Here is a 22,950-nt window from a genome sequence, read left to right as displayed (position 1 = left end):
GTGGGAGGCCAGTGTGCCTCACCGACCTGGGCGCGGCCGGGGCGCCCTGGGCGCGAGGGAGCGCCCCGTCCGCGGACGGATCCGCGGACGGGGCGCTCGGTGGAGCAGCAGAGACCCGAGGGTCAGGAGGCGGTGGCGCTCTCCTCGGCCGGGGCCCCCGCCCCGGCGGGCGCGGCCGACGCGCCCTGCTGCTCGCGGCGGCCCCGCACCTCGGCGACGGAGGTGCCGTAGTAGGCCGCAGTCATGATGTCCTTCATGTCCGCCCGCATCGGCATGCGGGGGTTGGCGGGCGCGCACTGGTCCTCGTAGGCGCCCATCGCGACCTCGTCGAGCCGGGACAGGAAGTCCTGCTCGTCGACGCCCTGCGCCTGGAAGGACTGCGGGATGCCGACCTTGGCGCGCAGCGCCTCGACGGCGAGCGCGTAGGACTCGACGCCCTGCTCCGGGGTCTCGGCGGGCAGGCCCAGCATCTGCGCGATCTGCTGGAACCGCTCGGGGGCGACGTAGTGCTCGTACTTCGGCCAGCTGGTGAGCTTGGTCGGGATCTGGCCGTTGTACCGGATGACGTGCGGCAGCAGCGTGGCGTTCGTCCGGCCGTGGACCAGGTGGAACGTCGAGCCGATGACGTGCGCCATGGCGTGCACGATCCCGAGGAACGCGTTGCCGAACGCCATGCCCGCGATGGTGCCCGCGTTGTGCATCTTCTCGCGGGCGGCCTTGGTCTCGGGGTCGGCGGGGTCGCCGTTCACGGACTGGGCGAGGTTGTCGAAGATGAGGCGGATGGCCTGCAGGGCCATGCCGTCGGTGAAGTCGTTGGCGTACACCGCGACGAACGCCTCGGTGGCGTGGGTCAGGGCGTCGAAGCCGGAGTCGGCGGCCAGCGAGCGCGGCATCTTCGAGGTGAGCACCGGGTCGATGATCGCGACCGTGGGGGTCAGCGCGTAGTCCGCGAGCGGGTACTTCTTGCCCGCGTCGGGGTCGGAGATGACCGCGAACGGCGTGACCTCGGCGCCGGTGCCCGAGGTGGTCGGGATGCAGACGAGCTTGGCGAGGTCGCCGAGCACGGGGAACTTGAACGCGCGCTTGCGGACGTCGAAGAACTTCTGCTTGAGGTCGGAGAACACGATCTCGGGGTGCTCGTAGAGCAGCCACATGACCTTCGCGGCGTCCATGGGGGAGCCGCCGCCGAGCGCGATGATCGTGTCGGGCCGGAAGTGGCGCATCTGCGCGGCGCCGGCCTGGACGGTCTTGACCGAGGGCTCGGGCTCGACCTGGTCGATGATCTGGACCGACACCTTGTTGGGGCGGCGGTTCAGCACGTCGAGGACGCGGTCGACGAAGCCGAGGGTGGTCATCGTGGAGTCGGTGACGATGGTGACCCGCTCGACCTCGGCCATGTCAGACAGGTAGCGGATGGCGTTCGGCTCGAAGTACGTCTTGGCCGGGACCTTGAACCACTGCAAGTTGTTGTTCCTCCGGCCGACGCGCTTGATGTTGACGAGGTTGATCGCCGACACGTTGTTGGACACCGAGTTGTGGCCGTAGGAGCCGCAGCCGAGCGTGAGCGACGGGATGAAGGCGTTGTAGATGTCGCCGATGCCGCCGAGCGAGGACGGGGCGTTCGCGATGACGCGGATGGCCTTGACGCGGTTGCCGTACTCCTCGGTGAGCGCGTCGTCCTGGGTGTGGATGGCGGCGGAGTGGCCGAGGCCGTCGAACTCCACCATCTGCTCGGCGAGCTGGATGCCCTGCTCGGTCGAGGTGGCGCGCAGCACGGCCAGCACGGGGCAGAGCTTCTCGCGGGTCAGCGGCTCGGCGGGGCCGACGCCGGAGACCTCGGCGAGGATGATCGAGGTGTCGGCGGGGACGGTGAACCCGGCCTGCTCGGCGATCCACTGCGGGGACTTGCCGACGACGGTCGGGTTGAGCTTCGCGTCGGCGCAGTTCTTGCCCTTGGCCTCGACGCCGAAGATGAACTTCTCGAGGAGCGCCTTCTCCTTCTTGGTGGCCTTGTAGGCGTGCAGCACGGCGAACTCGGCGAGGGCGGCGTCGTAGATCGCGTCGTCGAGGATGACGGCCTGCTCGGAGGCGCAGATCATGCCGTTGTCGAAGGACTTGGACAGCACCACGTCGTTGACGGCGCGCTTGAGCTTGGCGGACTTCTCGATGTAGGCGGGGACGTTGCCGGCGCCGACGCCGAGGGCGGGCTTGCCGCAGGAGTACGCCGCGCGGACCATCGCGTTGCCGCCGGTGGCGAGGATGGTGGAGACGCCGGGGTGGTTCATCAGCAGGCCGGTGGCCTCCATCGAGGGGGTCTCGACCCACTGGATGCAGTGCTCGGGGGCGCCTGCGGCGATCGCCGCGTCCCGGACGACCTGCGCCGCGGCGACGGACGACCTCTGCGCGTTCGGGTGGAACGCGAAGATGATCGGGTTGCGGGTCTTCAGCGCGATGAGCGCCTTGAAGATCGCGGTGGAGGTCGGGTTGGTCACCGGGGTCATCGCGCAGATGACGCCGACCGGCTCGGCGATCTCGGTGATGCCGTTGATCTCGTCGCGGTTGATGACGCCGACCGTCTTGAGCGCGGACATCGAGTTGGTGACGTGCTCGCAGGCGAAGATGTTCTTGACGGCCTTGTCCTCGAAGACGCCGCGGCCGGTCTCCTCGACCGCCAGCTCGGCGAGGTGCCCGTGCTGGTCCAGGGCGGCGACGGCCGCCTTCTTGACCAGGCGGTCGACGTCCTCCTGGGTGAAGCTGGCGTACTGCGCCAGCGCCTTCGTGGCTCCGGCGACCAGCTGGTCGATGGCAGCCGCGGTGTCGGTGCTCGTCGTGGTGCTCACGGGGACTCTCCCGAGGTGGGTCCGATGGGGCTCTTGCGGTGGAGAGGACGCCGTCGGCCTCACACGACGACCATATTGAGAAAAGTTTCACGAAGTCTGGGACCGGAGTCCCGGGGACCTTCGTCCGGGGGCGCGCCGGCGCCCCCGGACGCGACGAGGCCCGCCGCCCCCGGGGGAGGGGACGACGGGCCTCGTCGGACGGGTGCGCCGGAGCGCGTGCGTCAGTCGTGCGAGCCGGGCGGCGGGGTGAGCACCGTCGGGTGGTCCGGGACGGTCGCGGTCATCAGCGTGCCGTCGGCGCGCCGGGTGCCCTCGATGTCCCGCACGGTCGGCGTGCCGATCAGGCGCGGCGCGGGCTCCAGGGTCAGCACCACGGGGTCGCCCGCCGTGACCTTGACGTGCTCGCCGCGCACCACGAGGTCGACGGTGTCGCCGTCCTCGACGGTCAGCCGCAGCTCGGTGTGCCGCACGTCGACGCGCACCCGGGTGCCGCGCACGGTCAGCCGGTACGTCAGGCCGTCCCAGACCTCGGGCAGCCGCGGGTCGATCGAGATGACGCCCTCGTGGTCGCGCATGCCGCCGAACCCGCTGGCCAGCGCCGTCCACGTCCCGCCCGCCGACGCGACGTGCACGCCGTCGGAGGTGTTGTGGTGCAGGTCGGCCAGGTCGACGTACAGCGACTGCGTGAAGTACTTGAGCGCGAGCTCCTGGTACCCGACCTCGGACGCGATGATCGACTGCACGACGCCGGACAGCGTCGAGTCGCCGGTGGTCAGCGGGTCGTAGTAGTCGAAGTCGGCCAACTTCTCCTCCGCGGTGAACTGGTCGCCCTGCAGGAACAGCGCCAGCACGACGTCCGCCTGCTTGAGCACCTGGAACCGGTAGATCACCAGCGGGTGGTAGTAGAGCAGCAGGGGCCGCTTGGACGGGTCGGTGTTCGCGAGGTCCCACAGCTCCTTCTCGAGGAACTGCGCGTCCTGCGGGTGGATGCCCAGCGGCTCGTCGAAGGGGATGAACATCCGCTCGGCGGCGTGCGCGAACTCGTCCAGCTCGGCCTGCGACAGGTGCAGCCGGTCCATGAGGGCGGCGTGCTCGTCCGGGCGCTCGTGCGCGAGCCGGTCCACCGCCTCGACGGCGCCGCGCAGGTTGGCGCGGGCCATCACGTTGGTGAACAGGTTGTCGTTGACGACGGTCGTGTACTCGTCGGGCCCGGTGACGCCGTGGATGTGGAACGTCGAGTCGCCGTTGCTGCCGCGCCAGAAGCCCAGGTCCGCCCACATGCGGGCGGTCTCCACGAGGATGTCGACGGCCTCGCGGGCGAGGAAGTCGTCGTCGCCGGTGGCCGCGACGTACTGCCGCACGGCGTGGGCGATGTCCGCGTCGATGTGGTACTGCGCGGTGCCTGCGGCGTAGTACGCCGACGCCTCCTCGCCGTTGATCGTGCGCCAGGGGAACAGCGCGCCGTGCTGGTTGAGCTCGGCGGCGCGCGCCCGGGCGTGGTCGAGCATCGTGTACCGGAACCGCAGCGCGTTCCGGGCCACCCGCGGCGAGGTGTACGTCAGGAACGGCAGGACGTAGATCTCGGTGTCCCAGAAGTAGTGCCCGCTGTACCCGGAGCCGGTCAGGCCCTTCGCGGCGATGCCGTTGCCCTCGGCGCGGGCGGTGGCCTGCGCGAGCTGGAACAGGTTCCAGCGCACGGCCTGCTGCAGCTCGGGCTCCCCGTGCACCTCGACGTCGCTGCGGGCCCAGAAGTCGTCGAGCCAGGCGCGCTGGTCCGCGAGCTGGCGCTCCACGCCGGTCTGCTGGACGCGGTCGAGGGTGCGGCGGCAGCGGTCGGCGAGCTCGCGCGACGGGACGCCGCGCGAGGAGTGGTAGGTGACGACCTTGGTGATGCGGATGGTCTGGCCCTGCTTCGCGTCCACGCGGTAGACGTGCTTGGCGAGGTCCTCCTCGACGAGCGAGAGCTCCTCGTAGGCGTTGTCCGTCTCGATGGTGTGGTCCGCCGCGACGGACAGCGTCATGCCGGACGCCTTCGCGCGGTAGGACAGCACGTACCGGCCGTCGCCCGCCCAGTGGCTGCGCGGCTCCAGCACCCGGTCCGTGAGCGTCTCGGACTTGCGGGGGTCGAAGCCCTCGCCCATCGCGGCGGCGCGCACGTGGTACTCGTCCTGGCCGTCCTGCCGGTTGAGCAGCTGGCTGCTGACGACCACCGGCGCGTCGGCGTCGAGCATCGTGACCTCGTACGTGAGGACCGCGAGGTGCCGCTCGGCGAACGACACCATGCGCTCCGAGCGCACCCGGACCTTCTTGCCCGAGGGGGTCTGCCACACCAGCGACCGGCGCAGCACGCCGTCGCGGAAGTCCAGGGTCCGCTCGTACTCGTGCAGGTCGGCGACGGTGAGCAGCAGCGGCTCGTCGTCCACGTAGAGCCGCAGGATCTTCGCGTCCGGGACGTTGACGATGGTCTGCCCGACGCGCGCGAACCCGTACGCCTCCTCGGCGTGCCGGATCGGCCAGGTCTCGTGGAACCCGTTGATGAAGGTGCCGTGGCTGTGCGAGTCGCGGCCCTCCTCGACGTTGCCGCGCATGCCGAGGTAGCCGTTGCCGACGGCGAACAGCGTCTCGGTGCGGCCCAGGTCGGCGGCGTCGTGCCGCGTCTCGCGCAGCGCCCACGGGTCCGTCGGGAACCGGTGGCGGTCGAGCGGGTCGGGGGTGAACAGGGAGTGGTTCACGGCAGGGTGCTCTCGGTGTCGTCGGGGGTGGTGACGAGCTCCGCGAGGTCGTCCACCACCAGGTCAGCCCCCTGCTCCAGCAGCACGTCGGCGCCGGCGCCGCGGTCGACGCCCACGACCAGGCCGAACGCGCCCGCGCGGCCCGAGGCGACGCCGGACTCGGCGTCCTCCACGACGACCGCGCGGTCGTGCGGCACGCCGAGCTGGCGCGCCGCGTCGAGGTAGGTGTCGGGCGCGGGCTTGCCCGGGATGCCGCGCTCGGCCGCCACCAGGCCGTCCACGACCACGGCGAACCGGTCCGTCAGCCCCGCGGCGGCGAGCACCGGGACGGCGTTGCGGCTGCTGGAGACCACCGCGACCTTGCGGCCGTCGGCGATCAGCGCGTCCACCAGGCGGACCGAGCCCGGGTAGGGCGTGACGCCCTCGGTCTCGAGCACCTGGGTGAAGACGGCGTTCTTCCGGTTGCCGAGCCCGCACACCGTCTCGGCGTCCGGGGAGTCGGTCGGGTCGCCCCAGGGCAGGTCGATGCCGCGCGAGGCGAGCAGGGTCGCGACGCCGTCGTACCGCGGCTTGCCGTCGATGTGCGCGAAGTAGTCGGCGTCCGTGTACGGCGCCGCGCCGCGCGCCGCCAGCACCGGGGTGAACAGCCGCGCCCAGGCGTGCATGTGCACCACGGCGGTCGGCGTGAGGACGCCGTCGAGGTCGAACAGGACGGCGTCGAGGCCGTCGAGGGCCGGGGCGGGCCGGTCGGTCACGGGTGCCACGGGGCTGCTCCTGGTGCGTCGGGGTGCCGGGTGTTCGGTGCCGGTGCGGACGTCGGACGGGTCGCTGCCGCGACAGGGACCGTCGAGGCCACGACCTGCGCCTTCGTCCCCAGTCTGGCCGCTCCTGGCGCGCCCGCCAGTCCGGGGCGCGGGCACGTAGGTGGCCGGCCCCCGCGGGTCGGGCGCGCGGGGCGCCGTGGCAGGTGGGGCATGACGGGGTCCTCGGGGGCGGGCGTGCGGACGGCCGGTGGGGGGTGCACCGGTCCGGCGAGGGCACGCCGGTCGTCCAGACCACCGCAATCCTCCCGGTGGGCGCTCACGGGTGTCAAAGCCTCAGGACGACCCGGACATACCCGGCGCGCCCGGTCCGGCCAGCGGATTCGGGGCGATGTCGTGGGCGCGGGTGTGACTAGGGTGACACCCATGACGTGGCTGACGACGCCCGCGCACGCCCGCTGGCTGGAGACCGAGACCGACCGCCTGCTCGCCTTCGGGCGGGCGTCCGCCGCCCCGACGGGCGGGTTCCTCCGCCTGGACGACGTCGGGCGCCCCCTGCCCGGACCCGCCGAGCTGTGGATCACCTGCCGGATGACGCACGTGTACGCCCTCGCGCACCTGCTGGGCCGGCCCGGCGCGGCGCCGCTGGTCGACCACGGGCTCGCCGCGCTGGACGGGTTGTTCCGGGACGCCGAGCACGGCGGCTGGTTCGCCGAGGTCGAGGCCGACGGCACCCCGCGTGACGACAGCAAGGCGGCCTACCCGCACGCGTTCGTCGTCCTCGCGGCGTCCTCGGCCGCCGCCGCCCGGCGCCCCGGCGCGGACGCGCTGCTCCGCGAGGCGCTCGCGGTGTCCGAGCAGCGGTTCTGGGACGACGAGGCCGGGATGGCCGTCGAGTCCTGGGACCGGACGTTCACGACCCTGGACGGGTACCGCGGCGTCAACGCGAACATGCACACCGTCGAGGCGTACCTCGCGGCGCACGGCGTCACGGGGGAGCGGGTGTGGCTGGACCGCGCCGTGCGCATCCTCACCCGCGTCGTGGACGGGTTCGCGAAGGACAACGCCTGGCGCATCCCCGAGCACTTCGACGCGCACTGGGTCGCGGACCTGGAGTACAACGCCGACGCCCCCGCGCACCCGTTCCGGCCGTACGGCGCGACCATCGGGCACTGGCTGGAGTGGGCGCGGCTCACCCTGCACGCGCGCGCCGCGCTGACCGCGGCGGGCGACGTCGCCCCGACCTGGATGCTGGACGACGCCGTCGCGCTGTTCGACGCGGCCGTGCGCGAGGGCTGGTCCGTCGACGGGGCGCCCGGCTTCGTCTACACCGTCGACTGGTCGGGGCAGCCGGTCGTCCGCGAGCGCATGCACTGGGTCGCCGCCGAGGGCATCGCCGCCGCCGCGACGCTGTACGCCGCCACCGGCGAGCAGCGGTTCGACGACTGGTACGCGACCTGGTGGGACTACACGGAGCACTACCTGATCGACCCCGAGGGTGGCTCCTGGTGGCACGAGCTCGGCACCGACAACACCGTGTCCCGCACGGTCTGGGAGGGCAAGGCCGACCTGTACCACGCGGTGCAGGCGACCCTGGTGCCCCGGCTGCCGCTCACGCCCGTCATCGCCCCGGCGCTCGCGGCGGGGCTGCTGGACTGAGCCGGGAGTGACGACCCCGAGCGGCCCGGGTGCCGCGGCGGGTGCCGGGACCTAGAGTTCCGCCGTGTCCCGGCGCCGGCGGTCCGTCCCGTGGTGGGCGGTCGCCTCCGTGGCGGCCGCAGCCCTCGTGCTGTCCGGCGCTCTGCCGGGTGCGGACGCCGCTGCCCTCGGTGCCCGGGTCGGCCCGGTGCTCGCGTTCGTCGCGGCGCTCACCGTCGTCGCGGAGCTGTGCGGTGCCGCCGGGCTGTTCGACGTCGCCACCGACGCCGCGGCGCGGTCCGCGGGCGGGCGGCGCTGGGTGCTGTGGCTGCTGCTGGTCGCCATCGCCGTCGCGTCCACGGTGCTGCTGTCGCTCGACACGACGGCGGTGCTGCTCACCCCGCTGGCGATCACCCTGGCGCGCCGCACGGGCACGTCGCCGCTGCTGCTCGTGCTCACGGTGGTCGCGCTCGCCAACACCGCGTCCCTGCTGCTGCCGGTGTCCAACCTGACGAACCTGCTGGCCGACCACCGGTTCCGGGACGCCGACGTGGGCTACGTCGGCCTGATGTGGGCGCCGGCGCTCGCGGCCGTGGTCGTCACCGTGGCGGTGCTGGCGGTGCGGGGGCGGCACGCGCTGCGGGGACGGTTCGCGCCGGGGGACCGCTACGTGCCCCCGGACCGCCCGCTGCTGCTGGTCACCGGCGGGACCACCGCGGTGATGGCCGTCGGCTTCGTCGCCGGGCTGCCCGTGTGGGCGGTCGCGCTCGGGGCCGCCGTGGTGCTGCTCGCCGCGTTCGCGCTCCGGCGGCGTCCGCTGCCGGTCCGGGCGCGGGACCTCGTGCCGTGGCGGATGCTGCTCGTGGTCGCGGCGCTGTTCGTCGCGGTCGAGACGCTGCACGTGCGGGGGCTCGGGGACGCGCTCGCGGCCCTCGCCCCGGACGGCACGACCGCGGGGGCGCTGCTCGGCGTCGCGGGCCTGTCCGCGGGCGCCGCGAACCTCGTGAACAACCTGCCCGCCTACCTGGTGCTCGAGCCCGTCGCGGGGTCCGACCCGTTGCGGCTCGCGGCCGTGCTCATCGGCACCGGCGTCGGTCCGCTGCTCACGCCGTGGGCGTCGCTCGCGACGGTGCTGTGGTGGCAGCGCTGCCGCCAGGCGCTCGTGCACGTCCCGGTGCGGGCGTTCGTGGTGCAGGGGCTGTGGCTCGCCCCGCTCTGCGTAGGCGCCGCGACCCTCGCCCTCGCCGCCACCCTCTGACCCTGACGCACGCGCCCACCTACCCCGTCCCCGCCCCCGCCCCACCCCCGCCCCACCCCCGCCCCACCCCCGCCCCGCGCACCCCCGCAGCGCGCCTCTCCGCTCCGGTCGTTCGGCGAGTGGTCAGCAGGTGTTGGTCAGCGGCGCTCGAATCCCGCATCTGCTGACCAGTCGACGCTGCAACGGTGCGGGGTGGGGCGCGGGAGGAGGGGTGTGGTGGGGTCAGGCGTCGGCGGCGGTCCGGCGGCGGGGGCGGGCGCGGACGTGCATGCGCTCGCCCTGGGGGCCGAACAGCGTCAGCACCTCGGTGGCCCCCGGTCCGGGGTTGGTGATCCAGTGCGGCACCCGGGTGTCGAACTCGACGACCTCGCCCGGGCCGAGCAGCAGGTCGTGCTCGCCGAGCAGCAGCCGGATCTGGCCGGACAGCACGTACATCCACTCGTAGCCCTCGTGGGTCTTCGGCTCCGGCGGCCCGGGGTGGTGCCCGGCGGGGAGCACGATCTTGTACGCCTGCAGGCCGCCGGGGCGGCGGGTCAGCGGCAGGTAGGTCGTGCCGCCGCGCTGCACCGGGGACAGGTGCACACGGGGGTCGCCGGTCTCCGGGGCGCCGACGAGCTCGTCCAGCGGCACCTGGTGGGCGCGGGCGAGCGGCAGCAGCAGCTCCAGGGTCGGGCGGCGCTGCCCGGACTCCAGGCGGGACAGCGTGCTGACCGAGATGCCGGTGGTGCGGGACAGGTCGGCCAGGGTGGCGCCGCGCCGCTGGCGCAGGTCGCGCAGGCGCGGGCCGACGGCGTCGAGCACGGGCTCCAGGTCACCGGGCTCGTGGCCGGGCTCGTGTCCGGCCGCGGCCGGGCCGGCGACGGGCGGGGGAGTCGGTGCGGGCGCTGCGGGGTGGCGGGGCATGGCATCCATTGCCGATCCGGCAACCGGGTTTGTCAAGGCGAGGTCCCCGCGCGCGGGGCGTCGGTGGCAGGATCGGGACCATGACCGACTCGGACGTCCGTGCCCTGATCGCCGAGGTCGAGCGCCAGGAGCGCGACCTGCGGTTCGCCACCTTCACCAACGACGACGCGTGGGAGCTCGGCTCCCTGCTGGTGCGGCTCGCCACCGAGCGCGGTCTTCCGGTGACGGTCGACATCCGCCGCGGCACGCAGCAGCTGTTCCACGCCGCGCGCCCGGGCACGGTCGCGGACAACGACTCGTGGGTGCAGCGCAAGGTGCGGGTCGTCGAGCGGTTCGGGACGTCCTCGTTCCTGCAGGGGCTGCGGGCGCGCGAGCGCGGGACGACGTTCGCCGCCGCGACCGAGCTGCCGCTGCAGGAGTACGCCGCGCACGGCGGGGCGTTCCCCGTGCACGTCGAGGGCGTCGGGGTCGTCGGCGTGGTCACCGTCTCGGGGCTGCCGCAGGCCGACGACCACGCGCTCGTCACCGAGGCGATCCGGACCTTCCTCGACGGCTGAGGGTCACGCCCGGGGGAGCGTGCGCCCCAGCCAGTCGCGCACGGCCGCCGCGACGGCGGGCACGTCCTTCTTCAGCGCGTGGTCCCCGGCGACGACCTCGACCTCCCGGTGCGGGGCGGCCGGGGGGACGCCGAACGGGTCGGTGGCGCCCTGGACGACCAGCGTCGGGACCGCGACGGCGTCGAGCTCCGGCAGGCGGCTCGGCAGGTCAGGGCGGCCCGCGGGCTGCGTGGGGAACGCCAGGCACAGCACGGCGGCGGACCCGGTCGCGGCGGCCGTCCGGCACGCGGTGCGCGCTCCCGCGGACCGGCCGCCGGTGACCAGCGGGGCGTCGAGGACGTGCGCGCGCAGGTGCGCGACGACGGCCTCCCACGCGGTGTCGAGCGCGGCGCCGCGGGGGCCGATCCGCTTGCCCGCGACGCGGTAGGGCTGCTCGACCAGCACCACGCCGAGCCCGAGGTCGAGCGCCACGGCGGACACCGCGACGAGGTCCGGGGCGTCGATCCCGCCGCCCGCGCCGTGCCCGAGCACCAGCGCCCCGGGCAGCACGGCGCGCCCGTCGGGGCCGGTGCTCGCGCCCTCGGGCAGCAGCACGTGCGCCCGCGCGACCCCCTGCGGCGTGGTGACGTCGACGCTCGTCCCGCTGCTGCTCACCCGGGGCACGCTACCCGCGGACGCACGACGCCCCACGGTCCTCGCGTCGCCCCACGGGATGGCGGGACGAGGATCGTGGGGCGACGGGGCGCGTCAGCGCGGGTCGACCAGGCCGCGCTCGACGGCGCGGACCAGGCGGCGCGGGACCTCGACCTCGCGGCCGTCCGGGGTGCGCACCCGGGTGAGCGGGGTGGCGCTCGCCTTCCACTGCGACCGGCGCGCGCGGGTGTTCGAGCGGGACATCTTCCGCTTGGGGACGGCCATCAGCCCTGCCTCGCCTTCCAGCGCGGGTTCTTCTTGTTGATGACGAAGGTCTTGCCGTGGCGGCGCACGACGATCGAGCCCTCCTTCTTCTTGAGCGACGCGAGCGACGCGCGGACCTTCATCGGGTCTCCTCGGGTGTGGCCAGGCCGTAGCGCTGGCGGAACTTCTCGACCCGCCCGGCGGTGTCCAGCACGCGCGACTTGCCCGTGTAGAACGGGTGGCTCGCGGACGACACGTCGACGTCGACCACGGGGTAGGTGTTCCCGTCCTCCCACTCGATCGTCTTGTCGGAGGTGATCGTGGACCGGGTCAGGAACGCGAAGTCCGCGCTGATGTCCCGGAACACGACGGGGTGGTAGTCGGGGTGGATGCCCTGCTTCATCTCGGTCTCCTCACCAGCTGGACTTGGTCACGCCGGGCAGCTCGCCGCGGTGCGCCATCTGCCGCATCCGCACGCGGGACAGCCCGAACTTGCCGACGTACCCGCGGGGTCGGCCGTCGGCGACGTCGCGGTTGCGCACCCGGGTCGGGGACGCGTCGCGCGGCAGGGCGTGCAGGGCGGCGCGCGCGAGCGCGCGCTCCTCGGCGCTGGCGTGCGGGTTGACCGCGGCGCGCTTGAGGGCCAGCCGCTGCTCGGCGTACCGGGCGACGACCTCCTTGCGCTGCTCGTTCCGGGCGATCTTGGACTTCTTGGCCATCAGCGCTCCTCCTTGAAGTCGACGTGGCGGCGCACGACCGGGTCGAACTTGCGCAGCACGAGGCGGTCGGGGTCGTTGCGGCGGTTCTTGCGGGTGACGTAGGTGAAGCCGGTGCCCGCGGTGGAGCGCAGCTTGATGATCGGGCGGACGTCGGCGGCGCGGGCCATCAGACCTTCTCCCCGCGCGCCAGGATCCGGGCGACGACGACCTCGATGCCGAGCTTGTCGATGGTCTTGATGCCCCGGGCGGAGACCCGCAGCGTGACCATCCGGCCGAGCGAGGGGACCCAGTAGCGCTTCTTCTGAATGTTCGGGTCGAACCGGCGCTTGGTGCGCCGGTGGGAGTGCGAGATCGAGTGGCCGAACCCCGGTGAGGTACCGAGGACCTGGCAGTGAGCGGACATGGTCACCACTATAGATCATGAGAACCGCTATCAGTAAGGGGTAGGCTCGACCTATGCCCGTCTCCCGTGACCCCCGCCCCCTGGTGGTGCTCGCCACCGTCGACCCGCTGCTGCGCGACGCCGTGGCGTTCGGCGTCGTCGTCGACCACCCCCGCACGGTCGTGCTGCGGCACGACATCCACGACGGTCCGGACGGCGGCGCGATCCGCCGCGTCGTCGCCGACGCCACCGGCGTCGTGGAGGACGTGCTCGTGCCGCTGCAGCACGCGTGCCTGTCCTGCGCGGTGCGGGAGGACGCGGTCCCGACCCTCGCCCGCCTCGCGCGCGACCCCCGGTGGGACGCCGTGCTCCTCGCGCTGCCCGTCTCCGCCGAGTCGCTCCCCGTCACCCGCGCCCTCGGTGCCGCGACCCAGGGTCGCGGACCGCTGCGCCGCCTGCGGCTCGCGCGGGTCGTGTCCGCGCTCGACCTCGCGACGTTCGAGGACGACCTGCTCGGCGACGACCTCCTCGCCGAGCGCGACCTCGCCCTCACCGACGACGACGAGCGCGCCGTCGGCGAGGCGCTCGCCGCGCAGGTCGGGCACGCCGACGTCGTCCTCGTCGCCGGGGACCGCCACGAGCACCCCGTGGCGTCCGACCTGCTGGACCACGTCCGCGCCGCCGACGGTGCCCGCGTGGACGGCATCTACGCCGCCGACGTCACGGCCCTGCTGTCCGGGACGCACGACGCCCGCACCGCCGACCGCCGCCTCGACCCGCTGCACGCCGCCGCCGTCCCGGGGGCACCGACCGACCGCGGCGTCTGGACGCTGGAGCTGCGCGCCGACCGGCCCCTGCACCCCGGCCGCCTCGTGGAGGACGTCGCCCGGCTCGGCCAGGGCCGGCACCGCAGCCGCGGGCACTTCTGGGTGCCGACCCGCCCCGACTCGGTGTGCGCGTGGGACGGCGCGGGCGGGCAGCTCAGCGTCGGCGACCTCGGCACCTGGGGGCGCCGCCCCGCGACGACCCGGCTGGTGTTCACGGGCGTCGAGGACGTCCGGGCGGACCTGCGCGCGGCGTTCGAGGAGGTGCTGCTGACCCCCGCCGAGCACGCGCGCGGGCTGCACCCGTGGCTCGGGGCCGAGGACGTCCTCGCGCCGTGGCTCGGGGACCGCGCGGCCTGACGGCGCCCGGGGTGCGGCCGCGTCCGCGCGGGGGCATCGTCGGACGCAGGGCGCCGGACCGGCGTCCCGGGGAGGAGACGGACATGCCGCGACGGGATCCGGGACCGAGCGTCAAGGACAAAGGGCTCTACGAGGAGCTCCGCGACGAGGGCAACAGCAAGGAGAAGTCCGCGCGCATCGCCAACGCTGCCGCCGCGCGCGGCCGCAGCGCCGTCGGGCGCAAGGGCGGCGAGTCCGGCTCGTACGACGACTGGACCGTCGACGACCTGCGGCACCGCGCTGCCGAGCTCGGCATCGCGGGGCGGTCCACGATGCGCAAGGCCGACCTCGTCGAGGCGCTCCGGACGCACTGACGCCGGAACGCAGGACGGGCCCGCCACCGCGAGGTGACGGGCCCGTCCTGTGTTCCGGCAGTGCTCAGGCCGAGCAGGTCAGCCCTGTGGTCAGCGCGTCGAGGTTGTCGCGCATGATGTCGAGGTAGTCCCGGTCGTCCCCCTCGGCGAGCCCCTCGATGGGGTCGAGGACGGCGGTGGCGACCCCGAGCTCGTCGGCGAGCGTCTGCGTGACCTTCGGGCTGGTGAGCACCTCGAAGTAGAGCGTCTGCACGCCCTCGTCGCGCACGGTCGCGGCGACGTCGCGCAGGCGGGCGGGCGACGGCTCGACCTCGGGGTCGATCCCGGACAGGCCGACCTGGTGCAGCCCGTAGCGCTGCGCGAGGTAGCCGAACGCCTCGTGGGACGCGACGAGGGTGGCTCCCCGGCACGCGGCGAGGCCGTCGGCGAGCTCGGTGTCGAGGGCGTCGAGGTCGGCGGCCAGGTCGGCGGCCGCGGCGGCGAACTCGTCGGCGTGCTCGGGGTCGATCGCGGTGAGCGCGTCGGCGACCTGCTGGCCGACGTCGGCCAGGCGGGTGGGGTCGAGCCAGAAGTGCGGGTCGAGCGCCCCGGAGCCGCTGCCGGGGGCGACGCCGTCGGGGCCGGACTCGAGCGCCGCGACCTCGGCGGCGTCGACGACGTGCGCGGGTGACGTCGAGTCGACGGCGGCGTCCGTGGCCGCCTGGAACCCGGAGAGGTAGACCACCAGGTCTGCGTCGCCGAGCCCGGCGACGGCGCTGGGGGACAGCTCGAGGTCGTGGGACTCGCCGCCCGGCGGGGTCAGCGAGGAGACGGAGACGTGCTCCCCGCCGATGCGCTCGGCGACGTACTGCAGCGGGTAGAACGCGGCGACGACCTCGTGGCCGTCGGCGGCGCTGTCACCGGGGGAGCAGGCCGCGGCCCCGGCGAGGGCGGCGAGCGCGAGGCCGGCGGCGGCGACGGTGCGGCGGGTCGGGGGGCGGGGGGTGGTGCGGGCCACGGGGTCCTTCCGGGGTGGTGCGGGGCGGGACGCGGACCTGCCCGGCACGCGCGGGGGCGTGCCGGGCAGGACCGGGAGCGGTCGGGGCGGGATCAGCCCTCGGTGTGCTCGTCCTCGTGCGCGTGGTCGTGCTCGTCCTCGTGGGCGTGCTCGTCGTGCTCGTCGTGCGCGGCGTCGTCCTCGTGGGCGTGGTCGTCACCGTGCTCGGCGACGGCGCCGGACGCGCTGGTCAGCTCGTTCGGGACGACGTCCAGGGTGGTGGACAGCCAGACCTCGCCGGTCTCGATGTCGACGGCGTGCACGGACTTCGTGGCCGGGTCGGTGATGTACGCCGAGTCGTCGACGACGGTGATCGCCGGGCGCGGCTCCTGCCAGACCTCGGACTCCTCCCACGCGTCGATCACGGGGATCGAGCGGGTGAGGGTGCCGGACTCGGGGTCGATGACGTGCAGCGCGCCGTCGGTGCCGAGCACCAGGGCCTCACCGGCGTCGCCGCGGGCCAGGGAGCGGAAGGTGTAGGACGCGGGCAGGTCGACCAGGCGCAGCGAGGCGTCGCGGGTGTCGATCAGGGAGACGCGGGTCGGGCGCTCCAGGTCGGCGTCGGGGTCGGACTTGTAGTCGCCGAGCACGATCGGCGAGGCCTCGGTGCCGGCCTGGTTGCCGATGCGGCCGTAGGCGTCGGGGGCGGTGACCTTGGTGATGGTGCCGCCGGTGTAGACGACGGCGCCGTCCTCGCAGCCGATCACGACGGCCTCGTCGGCGGCGACGGCCTCGCCGTGCACGCCGGGGCAGGTGTCGTTCGCGGCGATCTCGGTGCCGTCGGCGTCGAGCACGCGGATGCCGGTGCGGGCGTCCTCGGTGCCCTCGGACACGACGAGCGAGCCGTCGGTGAGCTCGACGGCGACGCCGTGGTGCGCGGCGGGCAGCGTGACGACGCGGGTGTCGGCGTCCGCGTCCGCGAGGTCGTCGGAGTCGACCACGGTCACGGTGCCGGTGCCGTCGTCGAACAGGGCGGTGCGGCCCTCGTGGGGGACGACGTGCCCGGGCTTCTCGGCCGACCACGTGACGTCCGTGAGGACGGGGTCGGAGGTGTACGAGTGGGTGTGGTCGCCGTGCGGCTCGGTCCAGGTCCCGGCGTCGAGGATCTGGAAGCCACCGGTGGTGGAGACCGCGACGTGCCGGTTGTCGCCGGTGCCGTTCAGGCGGTTGAAGCCCTCCAGCGGGATGTCGGTGACGAGCTCGAGGGTGCTCGCGTCGAGCACCTGGATGCCGCCGTCGTAGGTGAGGACGAGGCGCGGCTTGGCGGTGGCGACCTCGGTGGCGACGGGGGCGGCCGTGGTCTCGTCGGCGGTGGCGGCGGGCTCGGTGGTGCCCCCGGTCTGAGAGCAGGCGGCGAGCAGCGCGACGGACAGGCCGAGGCCGAGGGCGGCGGCGAACCGCGGGCGGTGGCGGGTGGTGACGTTCATGTGGGGGGCGGGCGACCGGGCACGGCGTCGCGTGGACGCACGGGTGCCCTGGGCGCCGTCTCCTCTCCGGTGGCAGGTCGGATGATCAGCGCGCTCACGCTAGCACGAGTTGATACTCAGTCTCAGTAGCGTTATCGCTTCGTGATGCCCACCCCCCACGCCGTTGTCACCAGGCGGCGTCGAGCCGCTCCCGCTGGTCGGCGGTCAGCACCAGCCGCACCCCGGCGAGCGCCGCGTCGAGCTGCGCGGGCGTGCTCACCCCCGCCACCGGCACGACCTGCGGCGTGCCGGCCACGAGCCAGGCCAGCACGACCTCGCTGCGGCTCGCCCCGACCTCGTCCGCGACCTCGGCCAGGACAGCCCGTCGCCGGGTCGTGCCCGGGTGGTCGTAGCCCTCGGCGGGCGCGCGGTCGGCCCGGTCGTAGGCCCCGGACAGCAGCGGGCTGTACGCCCACACGGCGACCTCCGGGTCGCTCGCGGCGTAGTCGAGGACCTCGTCCGTGACCCAGCCGAACCGGTGGTCGTGCAGGCGACCGCGCACCATCGGCCGCGGCTGCAGGTACGAGTACCGCAGCTGCAGGGCTGTCGGTCGGGCGAGCCCGGCGGCGTCCGCCAGGCCCGCGGCGCGCTCGACCCGCCACAGCGCGGTGTTGGAGAACCCCCACCGGGCCACCGTCCCGTCGGCGACCAGCCCGCCGAACCCCGCGACGATCTCGTCCAGCGGCGTCGCGCGGTCGTCGCGGTGCGCCCAGAGCAGGTCGAGGTGGTCGACGCCCATCCGCTCCAGGCTCTGCCGCGCGACCCGGCGCACCACGTCCGCGCCGAGGCCCGTCGTGCGCTCCGGGAACGAGCCCGGCCACAGCGGCTCGCACCCGACCTTCGTGGAGAGGCGCACGCGCTCGCGGACGCCCGGCCGGGCGGCGAGCCAGCGGCCGAGCAGCGCCTCGCTCTGGCCGCCGTGCCCGGAGTCGTGCTCCCAGAACGCGTAGCAGTCGGCGGTGTCGATCCACCCGCCACCGGCCGCGACGTAGGCGTCGAGCAGGGCGAAGGACCGGTCCTCGTCCAGGCGGGTGCCGAACAGCATCGCGCCGAGGGCGATCGGGGGGACAGGGGCGGGAGTCGTCGTCATGCCGCCAGCGTCGGGGCTGGAGCGCGCTCCAGCGCAAGGGGCGCCCGGTTCCCCGGACGCGGGGCGCGGGCCGGGTCCACACTGCTGCCATGACGACCTACGCCCCGGCCGCCGCCGCCCGGCGGTCCGGGTTCAGCCTCGACACGCTGCGCTACTACGAGAAGATCGGGCTGGTGCGCGACGTCGCCCGCGACCCCGCCGGGCACCGCCGGTACGACGACGCGGACCTGGAGTGGCTCGAGGTGCTGCGCTGCCTGCGGGACACCGGCATGCCGATCCAGGCGATGCGCCGGTACGCGGAGCTCGCCCTGGCGACCGGGCCGGACGCCGACGCCACCGTCCCCGAGCGACTGGGGCTGCTGCTGGCCCACGCGGAGCACGTAGCCTCGACCCTCGAGACGCTGCGCCACCAGCAGCAGCACCTCGAGGAGAAGATCGGCTACTACCAGGACCTGCTGCGGCTGCCGCGGTCGGCCCCGGTGACAGCGGGAGAGCACGCGGGCGTCTGAGGCGCCCCGGCGGCCGCCCCGCGCACGGACGAGAGGGCGCCCGCCATGGACCTGCTGCTGATCGGGGTGATCGCGGCCGTCGCCGTGATCGCCGTGACCGCCCTGGCACCCCGGGTGGGGGTCGCCGCGCCTCTGCTGCTCGTGGTGCTCGGTGTGCTCATCTCGCTCGTGCCGGCGGTCCCGGCGGTCGAGATCGAGCCGGAGTGGATCCTCGGCGTCGTCCTGCCGCCGCTGCTGTACGCGACGTCCGTGTCCATGCCGACGATGGACTTCCGGCGCGACCTCACGGCCATCAGCGGGCTGTCGGTGCTGCTGGTCGTCGTGACGTCGGTGCTGCTCGGGCTGCTGTTCTCCTGGCTGATCCCCGGCGTCTCGCTGGCGACCGGCATCGCGCTCGGCGCGGTCATCAGCCCGACGGACGCGGTCGCGACGTCGATCGTGCGGCGGTCCGGGGTCAGTCCCCGGGTCGTCACCGTGCTGGAGGGCGAGAGCCTGCTGAACGACGCGTCCGCCCTCGTGCTGCTGCGCTCGGCGATCGTCGCGACGGCCGCCTCGGTGTCGCTCTGGGAGGTCGCGACGGACTTCGTGTTCGCGGTCGTGGTGGCGGTGGCCATCGGCGCGGTGGTCGGCAAGGTGAGCCTCGCGGTGCGCACCCGCATCTCGGACCCGCACCTGACGACGGCGATCTCGTTCCTGGTGCCGTTCATCGCCTACATCCCGGCGGAGCACCTCGGGGCGTCCGGGCTGGTCGCCACGGTGTCCGCGGGGCTGGTCGCGGGGACCGGCAGCGTCCGGCTGCGGCCCCAGGACCGGATCGCCGAGGCCGCGAACTGGCGCACCCTGGAGCTGCTGCTCGAGGGCGCCGTCTTCCTGCTCATGGGGCTGGAGCTGTACGGCCTGGTCGCGGAGGTCCTCGACGACCACGGCAACCTGTGGCTCGCGCTGGGGCTCGGGGTGATGGCGGCGCTGGTGGTGCTGCTGGTGCGCACGGGGTACGTGGCGTTCCTGCTGGGGACGCTGTCCCGGCGTGCTCGGCGCGGGGCGACGGCGCGCGGCTACCTCTCGGCGATCAACGACCGGGTGGACGCGCTGGACACGATGGCCCGCACGCGCCGCGACGACCTGCGGGCCCTCGGCGTGCCGGGGGCGCCGCCGGTCACGGCGCGGGTCGACGGGGACGCTGCCGACGCTCCGGACGCCGCCGGGCCGGACGCCCCCGCACGCCCCGCGGCCTGGGCGCCGGGGCAGGTGCCGCCGGGGTTCCCCGAGGGGGAGGACGTCCGCCGGCGCCAGGAGCTGCGCCGGGTGTTCGGCCGCCGCCGCAAGCCGCGCCTCGGGCCGCACGACAGCCCGGAGCACCGCACCGAGCGGATCCGCACCCGGGTGACGCGGCGCATCGCGGACATCGACTACCTGCAGGCCGAGCCGCTGGGTCCGCGCGAGGGCGCGATCCTGGTGTGGGCGGGGATGCGCGGCGTGGTCACGCTGGCCGCGGCGCAGTCGCTGCCGTCGGACACCCCGCACCGGGCGCTGCTGATCCTGGTCGCGTTCACGGTCGCGGCGGGGACGCTGCTGGTGCAGGGCGGCACGCTCGGCTGGCTGGTGCGCCGGCTCGGGCTGTCGCGCGACGGCGCCGACGAGCGCGCCGAGCTCGACCGGCTCTCCGTGGACATGGCGCGGGCGGCGGTCGACGTGCTCGCGGACCCGACGCTGCGGCGCCCGGACGGCACTCCGTACGACGCCGTGGTCCTGGAGAAGGCGCGGCTGGTCGCCGAGCGGCAGGGCGAGCAGGTGGACGAGGACGCCGACGCCGAGGCCGACCTCTCGTCGGTGGCCGCGCAGATCCGGGAGCTGCGGCTGGCGATGCTGGACGCCCAGCGCGAGTCGCTGCTGCGGGTGCGCGACCTGGGCACGGCGAGCTCGGGTGCCCTCACCGAGGCGCTGCGGGTGCTGGACGCGGACCAGATCAGCCTGGAGCTCCGCGCCCGGGACGACTAGGGCAGCGGTCCGCCGCGCTCGGCGAGCATGTCCTGCAGCACCGTGAGCTCGCGCTCCTGGGTGCGGACGATGTTCTCGGCGAGGCTGACGACCTGCGGGCGCCGGGCGCGCTCGACGGCGTACTCGGCCATCTCCACGCCGCCCTGGTGGTGCGGGATCATCAGCTCGAGGAACAGCCGGTCCGCGTCGGTGCCGGTCGCGGCGGTGAGCCGGGCCATGTCCTCGCGGGTGACCCAGCCGGGCATGCTGCTGTACCCGGTGGCGCCCTCGCCAGTGCCGGTGTGGCCGTGCTCGCCGGACATCCACGCCATCGGCGGGGCCGACGACGCGGCGGGCAGCCCCCAGGTGGTGAGCCAGCCGGCCATCTGCCCGATCTGGTTCTGCTGCGTCAGCAGGATGTCGAGGGCGACGGTGCGCACGTGCTCGTCGGTGCTGCGGTCCCGGACGAGGACGGCGAGCTCGACGGCCTGCGCGTGGTGGGTCTGCATGTCCCGGGCGAAGCCGGCGTCGACCGAGGCGTCCGGGGCGGCCGTCAGCGCGGGCTGCCGGGCGAGCAGGGCGCCGCCGAGCCCGCCGAGCACGAGCGCGGCGAGCGCGACGACGACGAGCACCGCGCGCCCCGACCCGCCGGTGCGGCGGGCCGGGACGTCGGGGTGGTCCTCGTCGTGCGGGAGGGCGTCGGTCACGCCGGGGTGCCCACGCCGCTCGAGCAGGGCGCGCCGACCTCGGCGAGCTCGGGGTTCAGCAGGTACTTCTGGATGAACACCGGGATGCGGCTGTCGTCGGCGGTGTCGACGGCGAGCTGGTAGCCCCAGGCGGTGATGGTGATCGGGGACTCCATGCCCTCGAACGGCGTGACCAGCACGTAGGACTGGTTGTCCGCGAGCGCCTCGAGCGCGGCGATCTCGTCGGCGGGCAGCGACGGGTCGTAGGTGACCCACACCGCGCCGTGCTCCAGGGAGTGCACGGCGTTCTCGCTGGGGACCGGCTCGGTGTAGACGCCGCAGTTCAGCCACGCGGCGGCGTGGTCACCGCCGGCGGGCGGCGTCTGCGGGTAGTCGACCGTGGTGGTCACGTGGTTGAACGTGAGGCCGTCGTAGGACTGGACGCCCTCGATCTCGGCGTCGGCCTGGGCCTGCAGCTCGGCCTTCTCGCGGTTCGCGCCGACGAGCACGAACCCGGCGACGGCGATCAGCGCGACGACGAGGGTGCCCGCGATCGAGCTGATCAGGACGGTGCGCCGGCGCTCGTTCTTGCGCTGCTCGGCTCGGACGGCGGCCAGGCGGGCCTGGCGCTCGGCCGCGGTGGGACGGCGGTCGGGCATGGGGACTCCTCCGGTCGTGCGGCCGCGGGCGGCCGGTCGGAGCACCGAGAATACGTGAAGAATCAACTAAAGCCGAGGAGGACCTTCGACCCTTGCTGTGACGCGCGAGATACGGTCCTCCGGGAAGCCCGACCGATCGGTCGGAGTTGATCCTCCTGAGGGCCGGGCGCGGTGCCCGGCCACGACGCACTGAGAGGTAGGCGCGTGATGGCGCGGTTCGACGGCAAGGTGGCCCTGGTGACGGGTGGCGGCAGCGGCATCGGCGAGGCGGTGGGCCGGCGGCTCGCGGCCGAGGGTGCGTCCGTCGTCCTCACCGACATCCGGCTGGAGTCCGCGCAGCGCGTCGCCGACGCGATCACCGCCGACGGCGGCACCGCGAGCGCCTTCCAGCAGGACACCGCGGACGCCGCGTCGTCCGTCGCCGCCGTCGAGTTCGCCGTCGCCACCTACGGGGCCCTGCACCTCGCGGTGAACAACGCGGGCATCGCGGCCCGGAACCAGCTGCCCACCGGCGAGCTCGACCTCGACGCCGACTGGAACCGCGTCATCGACATCAACCTCAACGGCGTGCTCTACGGCCTGCACGCCGAGCTGCCCGCCATCGAGGCCGCCGGGGGCGGCGCGATCGTCAACATGGCGTCCATGCACGCGCTCGTCGCGGCGCCCGGCAACTCGGCCTACGTCGCGTCGAAGCACGCGATCAACGGCCTCACCAAGAACGCCGCCGTCGAGTACGGCACCCGCGGGGTGCGGGTGAACGCGGTGGCGCCCGGCAACATCTGGACCCCGCTCATGGCCCAGCTGCCGCAGGAGCAGATCGACGCCATCACCGCGAAGCACCCGATCGGCCGGATCGGCACCCCGGAGGAGGTCGCCGCGCTGGTCGCGTTCCTGCTCAGCGACGAGGCGTCGTTCATCACGGGCAGCCTGCACCAGGTGGACGGCGGCTACCCGGCGGTCTGACCGCCCCCGCCGGCCGGCCCGCGGTTCCCGCCCCGGCACCCTCCGGTCGGGGGGTGCGCGGGCGGGGACCGTGGGCCGCGCGTCTGTCCGGGAGCGGGTGATCTGGTCCGCGCGGGCAGGTCGACGGCCCCAGGGCGGCGTAGCGTTCCCGCCGTGGACGCAGCAGGCACGGCACCGGAGCAACGCGCGCTCGTCGCGGCGCGGCTGCTCGCCGTGTCCACGACCGTGCTCGCGCTGGGCTCCGGCGCGCACGTGCTCGGCGGCGGCGCGGCGCCCGCGCTGCCCGTCCTCGCGCTCGTGGGCGCGCTGGTGCTGCTCGGCGCCGCCGCGCTCGCCCGTC

The 22,950-nt window shown here is 74.3% G+C and carries 24 protein-coding genes and 1 pseudogene; 9 read left to right on the top strand and 16 right to left on the bottom strand.

Going from position 1 to position 22,950, the window contains the following annotated elements:
• Window positions 1–122: 122 nt before the first annotated feature.
• From adhE to EBM89_RS07900, 3 genes are all read right to left on the bottom strand, one after another.
• Window positions 123–2,840, bottom strand: a complete 2,718-nt coding sequence (gene adhE, locus EBM89_RS07910) for a bifunctional acetaldehyde-CoA/alcohol dehydrogenase (protein WP_122148901.1) — start codon at window positions 2,838–2,840, stop codon at window positions 123–125.
• A gap of 221 nt (window positions 2,841–3,061) precedes the next feature.
• Window positions 3,062–5,572 (bottom strand): glycoside hydrolase family 65 protein, encoded by a 2,511-nt coding sequence (locus tag EBM89_RS07905; protein ID WP_122148900.1) that lies wholly within the window; start codon window positions 5,570–5,572, stop codon window positions 3,062–3,064.
• The gene (locus tag EBM89_RS07900) at window positions 5,569–6,336 is read right to left on the bottom strand and encodes an HAD family hydrolase (protein ID WP_255414340.1); all 768 of its coding nucleotides are present in this window, start codon (window positions 6,334–6,336) and stop codon (window positions 5,569–5,571) included. Before EBM89_RS07900 ends, EBM89_RS07905 begins: the two co-directional genes overlap by 4 nt.
• Window positions 6,337–6,759: 423 nt before the next feature.
• Between EBM89_RS07900 and EBM89_RS07895 the strand changes: the two genes are divergently transcribed.
• Window positions 6,760–7,992, top strand: a complete 1,233-nt coding sequence (locus EBM89_RS07895) for an AGE family epimerase/isomerase (RefSeq protein WP_122148899.1) — start codon at window positions 6,760–6,762, stop codon at window positions 7,990–7,992.
• A gap of 64 nt (window positions 7,993–8,056) precedes the next feature.
• On the top strand, window positions 8,057–9,229 hold the full coding sequence (locus EBM89_RS07890) for an SLC13 family permease (protein ID WP_122148898.1): 1,173 nt from the start codon (window positions 8,057–8,059) through the stop codon (window positions 9,227–9,229).
• Window positions 9,230–9,451: 222 nt separating this feature from the next.
• Here the strand turns inward: EBM89_RS07890 and EBM89_RS07885 are convergent, their stop codons facing one another.
• Complete coding sequence (locus tag EBM89_RS07885) at window positions 9,452–10,132, bottom strand: helix-turn-helix domain-containing protein (protein WP_122148897.1); 681 nt, start codon at window positions 10,130–10,132, stop codon at window positions 9,452–9,454.
• An 80-nt stretch (window positions 10,133–10,212) separates the two neighbouring features.
• Here EBM89_RS07885 and EBM89_RS07880 point away from each other — a divergent pair, with 80 nt between their 5' ends.
• The gene (locus EBM89_RS07880; protein ID WP_122148896.1) at window positions 10,213–10,689 is read left to right on the top strand and encodes a heme-degrading domain-containing protein; all 477 of its coding nucleotides are present in this window, start codon (window positions 10,213–10,215) and stop codon (window positions 10,687–10,689) included.
• A 3-nt stretch (window positions 10,690–10,692) separates the two neighbouring features.
• Here EBM89_RS07880 and EBM89_RS07875 read toward each other — a convergent pair whose 3' ends face one another.
• The 7 genes from EBM89_RS07875 to rpmB all read right to left on the bottom strand — a co-directional run bounded on the left by EBM89_RS07875 (window position 10,693) and on the right by rpmB (window position 12,708).
• On the bottom strand, window positions 10,693–11,343 hold the full coding sequence (locus tag EBM89_RS07875) for an alpha/beta hydrolase family protein (protein WP_233571614.1): 651 nt from the start codon (window positions 11,341–11,343) through the stop codon (window positions 10,693–10,695).
• A gap of 93 nt (window positions 11,344–11,436) precedes the next feature.
• Window positions 11,437–11,607, bottom strand: coding sequence for a 50S ribosomal protein L32 (gene rpmF, locus EBM89_RS07870; protein ID WP_122148895.1), 171 nt, complete (start codon window positions 11,605–11,607; stop codon window positions 11,437–11,439).
• Window positions 11,607–11,729, bottom strand: coding sequence for a type B 50S ribosomal protein L36 (gene ykgO, locus EBM89_RS07865; RefSeq protein ID WP_034227039.1), 123 nt, complete (start codon window positions 11,727–11,729; stop codon window positions 11,607–11,609). The genes rpmF and ykgO overlap by 1 nt, the downstream gene beginning before the upstream one ends.
• A complete protein-coding gene (locus EBM89_RS07860) occupies window positions 11,726–11,989 on the bottom strand; it encodes a type B 50S ribosomal protein L31 (protein WP_122148894.1) in 264 nt (87 codons plus the stop codon). The genes ykgO and EBM89_RS07860 overlap by 4 nt, the downstream gene beginning before the upstream one ends.
• Window positions 11,990–11,999: 10 nt before the next feature.
• Window positions 12,000–12,305, bottom strand: a complete 306-nt coding sequence (rpsN, locus tag EBM89_RS07855) for a 30S ribosomal protein S14 (protein ID WP_122148893.1) — start codon at window positions 12,303–12,305, stop codon at window positions 12,000–12,002.
• Window positions 12,305–12,472, bottom strand: coding sequence for a 50S ribosomal protein L33 (gene rpmG / locus EBM89_RS07850; RefSeq protein WP_122148892.1), 168 nt, complete (start codon window positions 12,470–12,472; stop codon window positions 12,305–12,307). The genes rpsN and rpmG overlap by 1 nt, the downstream gene beginning before the upstream one ends.
• Window positions 12,472–12,708, bottom strand: a complete 237-nt coding sequence (gene rpmB, locus EBM89_RS07845; RefSeq protein WP_122148911.1) for a 50S ribosomal protein L28 — start codon at window positions 12,706–12,708, stop codon at window positions 12,472–12,474. The genes rpmG and rpmB overlap by 1 nt, the downstream gene beginning before the upstream one ends.
• Before the next feature lie 53 nt (window positions 12,709–12,761).
• On the opposite strand from rpmB, the gene EBM89_RS07840 reads away from it, so the two are divergent.
• Together EBM89_RS07840 and EBM89_RS07835 are read left to right on the top strand one after the other, a co-directional pair.
• A complete protein-coding gene (locus EBM89_RS07840; protein WP_122148891.1) occupies window positions 12,762–13,871 on the top strand; it encodes a CobW family GTP-binding protein in 1,110 nt (369 codons plus the stop codon).
• 83 nt (window positions 13,872–13,954) lie between these two features.
• Window positions 13,955–14,224 (top strand): DUF7218 family protein, encoded by a 270-nt coding sequence (locus EBM89_RS07835; protein WP_122148890.1) that lies wholly within the window; start codon window positions 13,955–13,957, stop codon window positions 14,222–14,224.
• A 64-nt stretch (window positions 14,225–14,288) separates the two neighbouring features.
• Here EBM89_RS07835 and EBM89_RS07830 read toward each other — a convergent pair whose 3' ends face one another.
• The 3 genes from EBM89_RS07830 to EBM89_RS07820 all read right to left on the bottom strand — a co-directional run bounded on the left by EBM89_RS07830 (window position 14,289) and on the right by EBM89_RS07820 (window position 17,816).
• Window positions 14,289–15,221, bottom strand: a complete 933-nt coding sequence (locus EBM89_RS07830) for a metal ABC transporter substrate-binding protein (protein ID WP_122148889.1) — start codon at window positions 15,219–15,221, stop codon at window positions 14,289–14,291.
• Window positions 15,222–15,313: 92 nt separating this feature from the next.
• Entirely contained in the window at window positions 15,314–16,687 is a 1,374-nt protein-coding gene (gene aztD / locus EBM89_RS07825) for a zinc metallochaperone AztD (RefSeq protein WP_122148888.1), read from the bottom strand.
• Window positions 16,688–16,853: 166 nt separating this feature from the next.
• A complete protein-coding gene (locus EBM89_RS07820; protein ID WP_122148887.1) occupies window positions 16,854–17,816 on the bottom strand; it encodes an aldo/keto reductase in 963 nt (320 codons plus the stop codon).
• Window positions 17,817–17,905: 89 nt separating this feature from the next.
• Here EBM89_RS07820 and EBM89_RS07815 point away from each other — a divergent pair, with 89 nt between their 5' ends.
• Both EBM89_RS07815 and EBM89_RS07810 read left to right on the top strand, forming a co-directional pair.
• A complete protein-coding gene (locus EBM89_RS07815) occupies window positions 17,906–18,325 on the top strand; it encodes a MerR family transcriptional regulator (RefSeq protein ID WP_122148886.1) in 420 nt (139 codons plus the stop codon).
• 45 nt (window positions 18,326–18,370) lie between these two features.
• The gene (locus EBM89_RS07810) at window positions 18,371–20,323 is read left to right on the top strand and encodes a cation:proton antiporter (protein ID WP_122148885.1); all 1,953 of its coding nucleotides are present in this window, start codon (window positions 18,371–18,373) and stop codon (window positions 20,321–20,323) included.
• Here the strand turns inward: EBM89_RS07810 and EBM89_RS07805 are convergent.
• Window positions 20,320–21,009, bottom strand: coding sequence for a DUF305 domain-containing protein (locus tag EBM89_RS07805; protein WP_122148884.1), 690 nt, complete (start codon window positions 21,007–21,009; stop codon window positions 20,320–20,322). The two genes, EBM89_RS07810 and EBM89_RS07805, sit on opposite strands and share 4 nt — an antisense overlap.
• Complete coding sequence (locus EBM89_RS07800) at window positions 21,006–21,647, bottom strand: thioredoxin-like domain-containing protein (protein ID WP_122148883.1); 642 nt, start codon at window positions 21,645–21,647, stop codon at window positions 21,006–21,008. Before EBM89_RS07800 ends, EBM89_RS07805 begins: the two co-directional genes overlap by 4 nt.
• Before the next feature lie 207 nt (window positions 21,648–21,854).
• Between EBM89_RS07800 and EBM89_RS07795 the strand changes: the two genes are divergently transcribed.
• Entirely contained in the window at window positions 21,855–22,610 is a 756-nt protein-coding gene (locus tag EBM89_RS07795; protein ID WP_122148882.1) for an SDR family NAD(P)-dependent oxidoreductase, read from the top strand.
• A 153-nt stretch (window positions 22,611–22,763) separates the two neighbouring features.
• Window positions 22,764–22,950 (top strand): annotated as a pseudogene (locus tag EBM89_RS07790) (hypothetical protein); the annotation flags it as partial.

Origin of the sequence: Cellulomonas triticagri (assembly GCF_003696205.1) — a bacterium.
GTDB lineage: Bacteria > Actinomycetota > Actinomycetes > Actinomycetales > Cellulomonadaceae > Cellulomonas > Cellulomonas triticagri.
The sequence above is the reverse complement of the archived record's forward strand: the minus strand, read 5'-3'. Positions and strand labels throughout refer to the sequence as shown.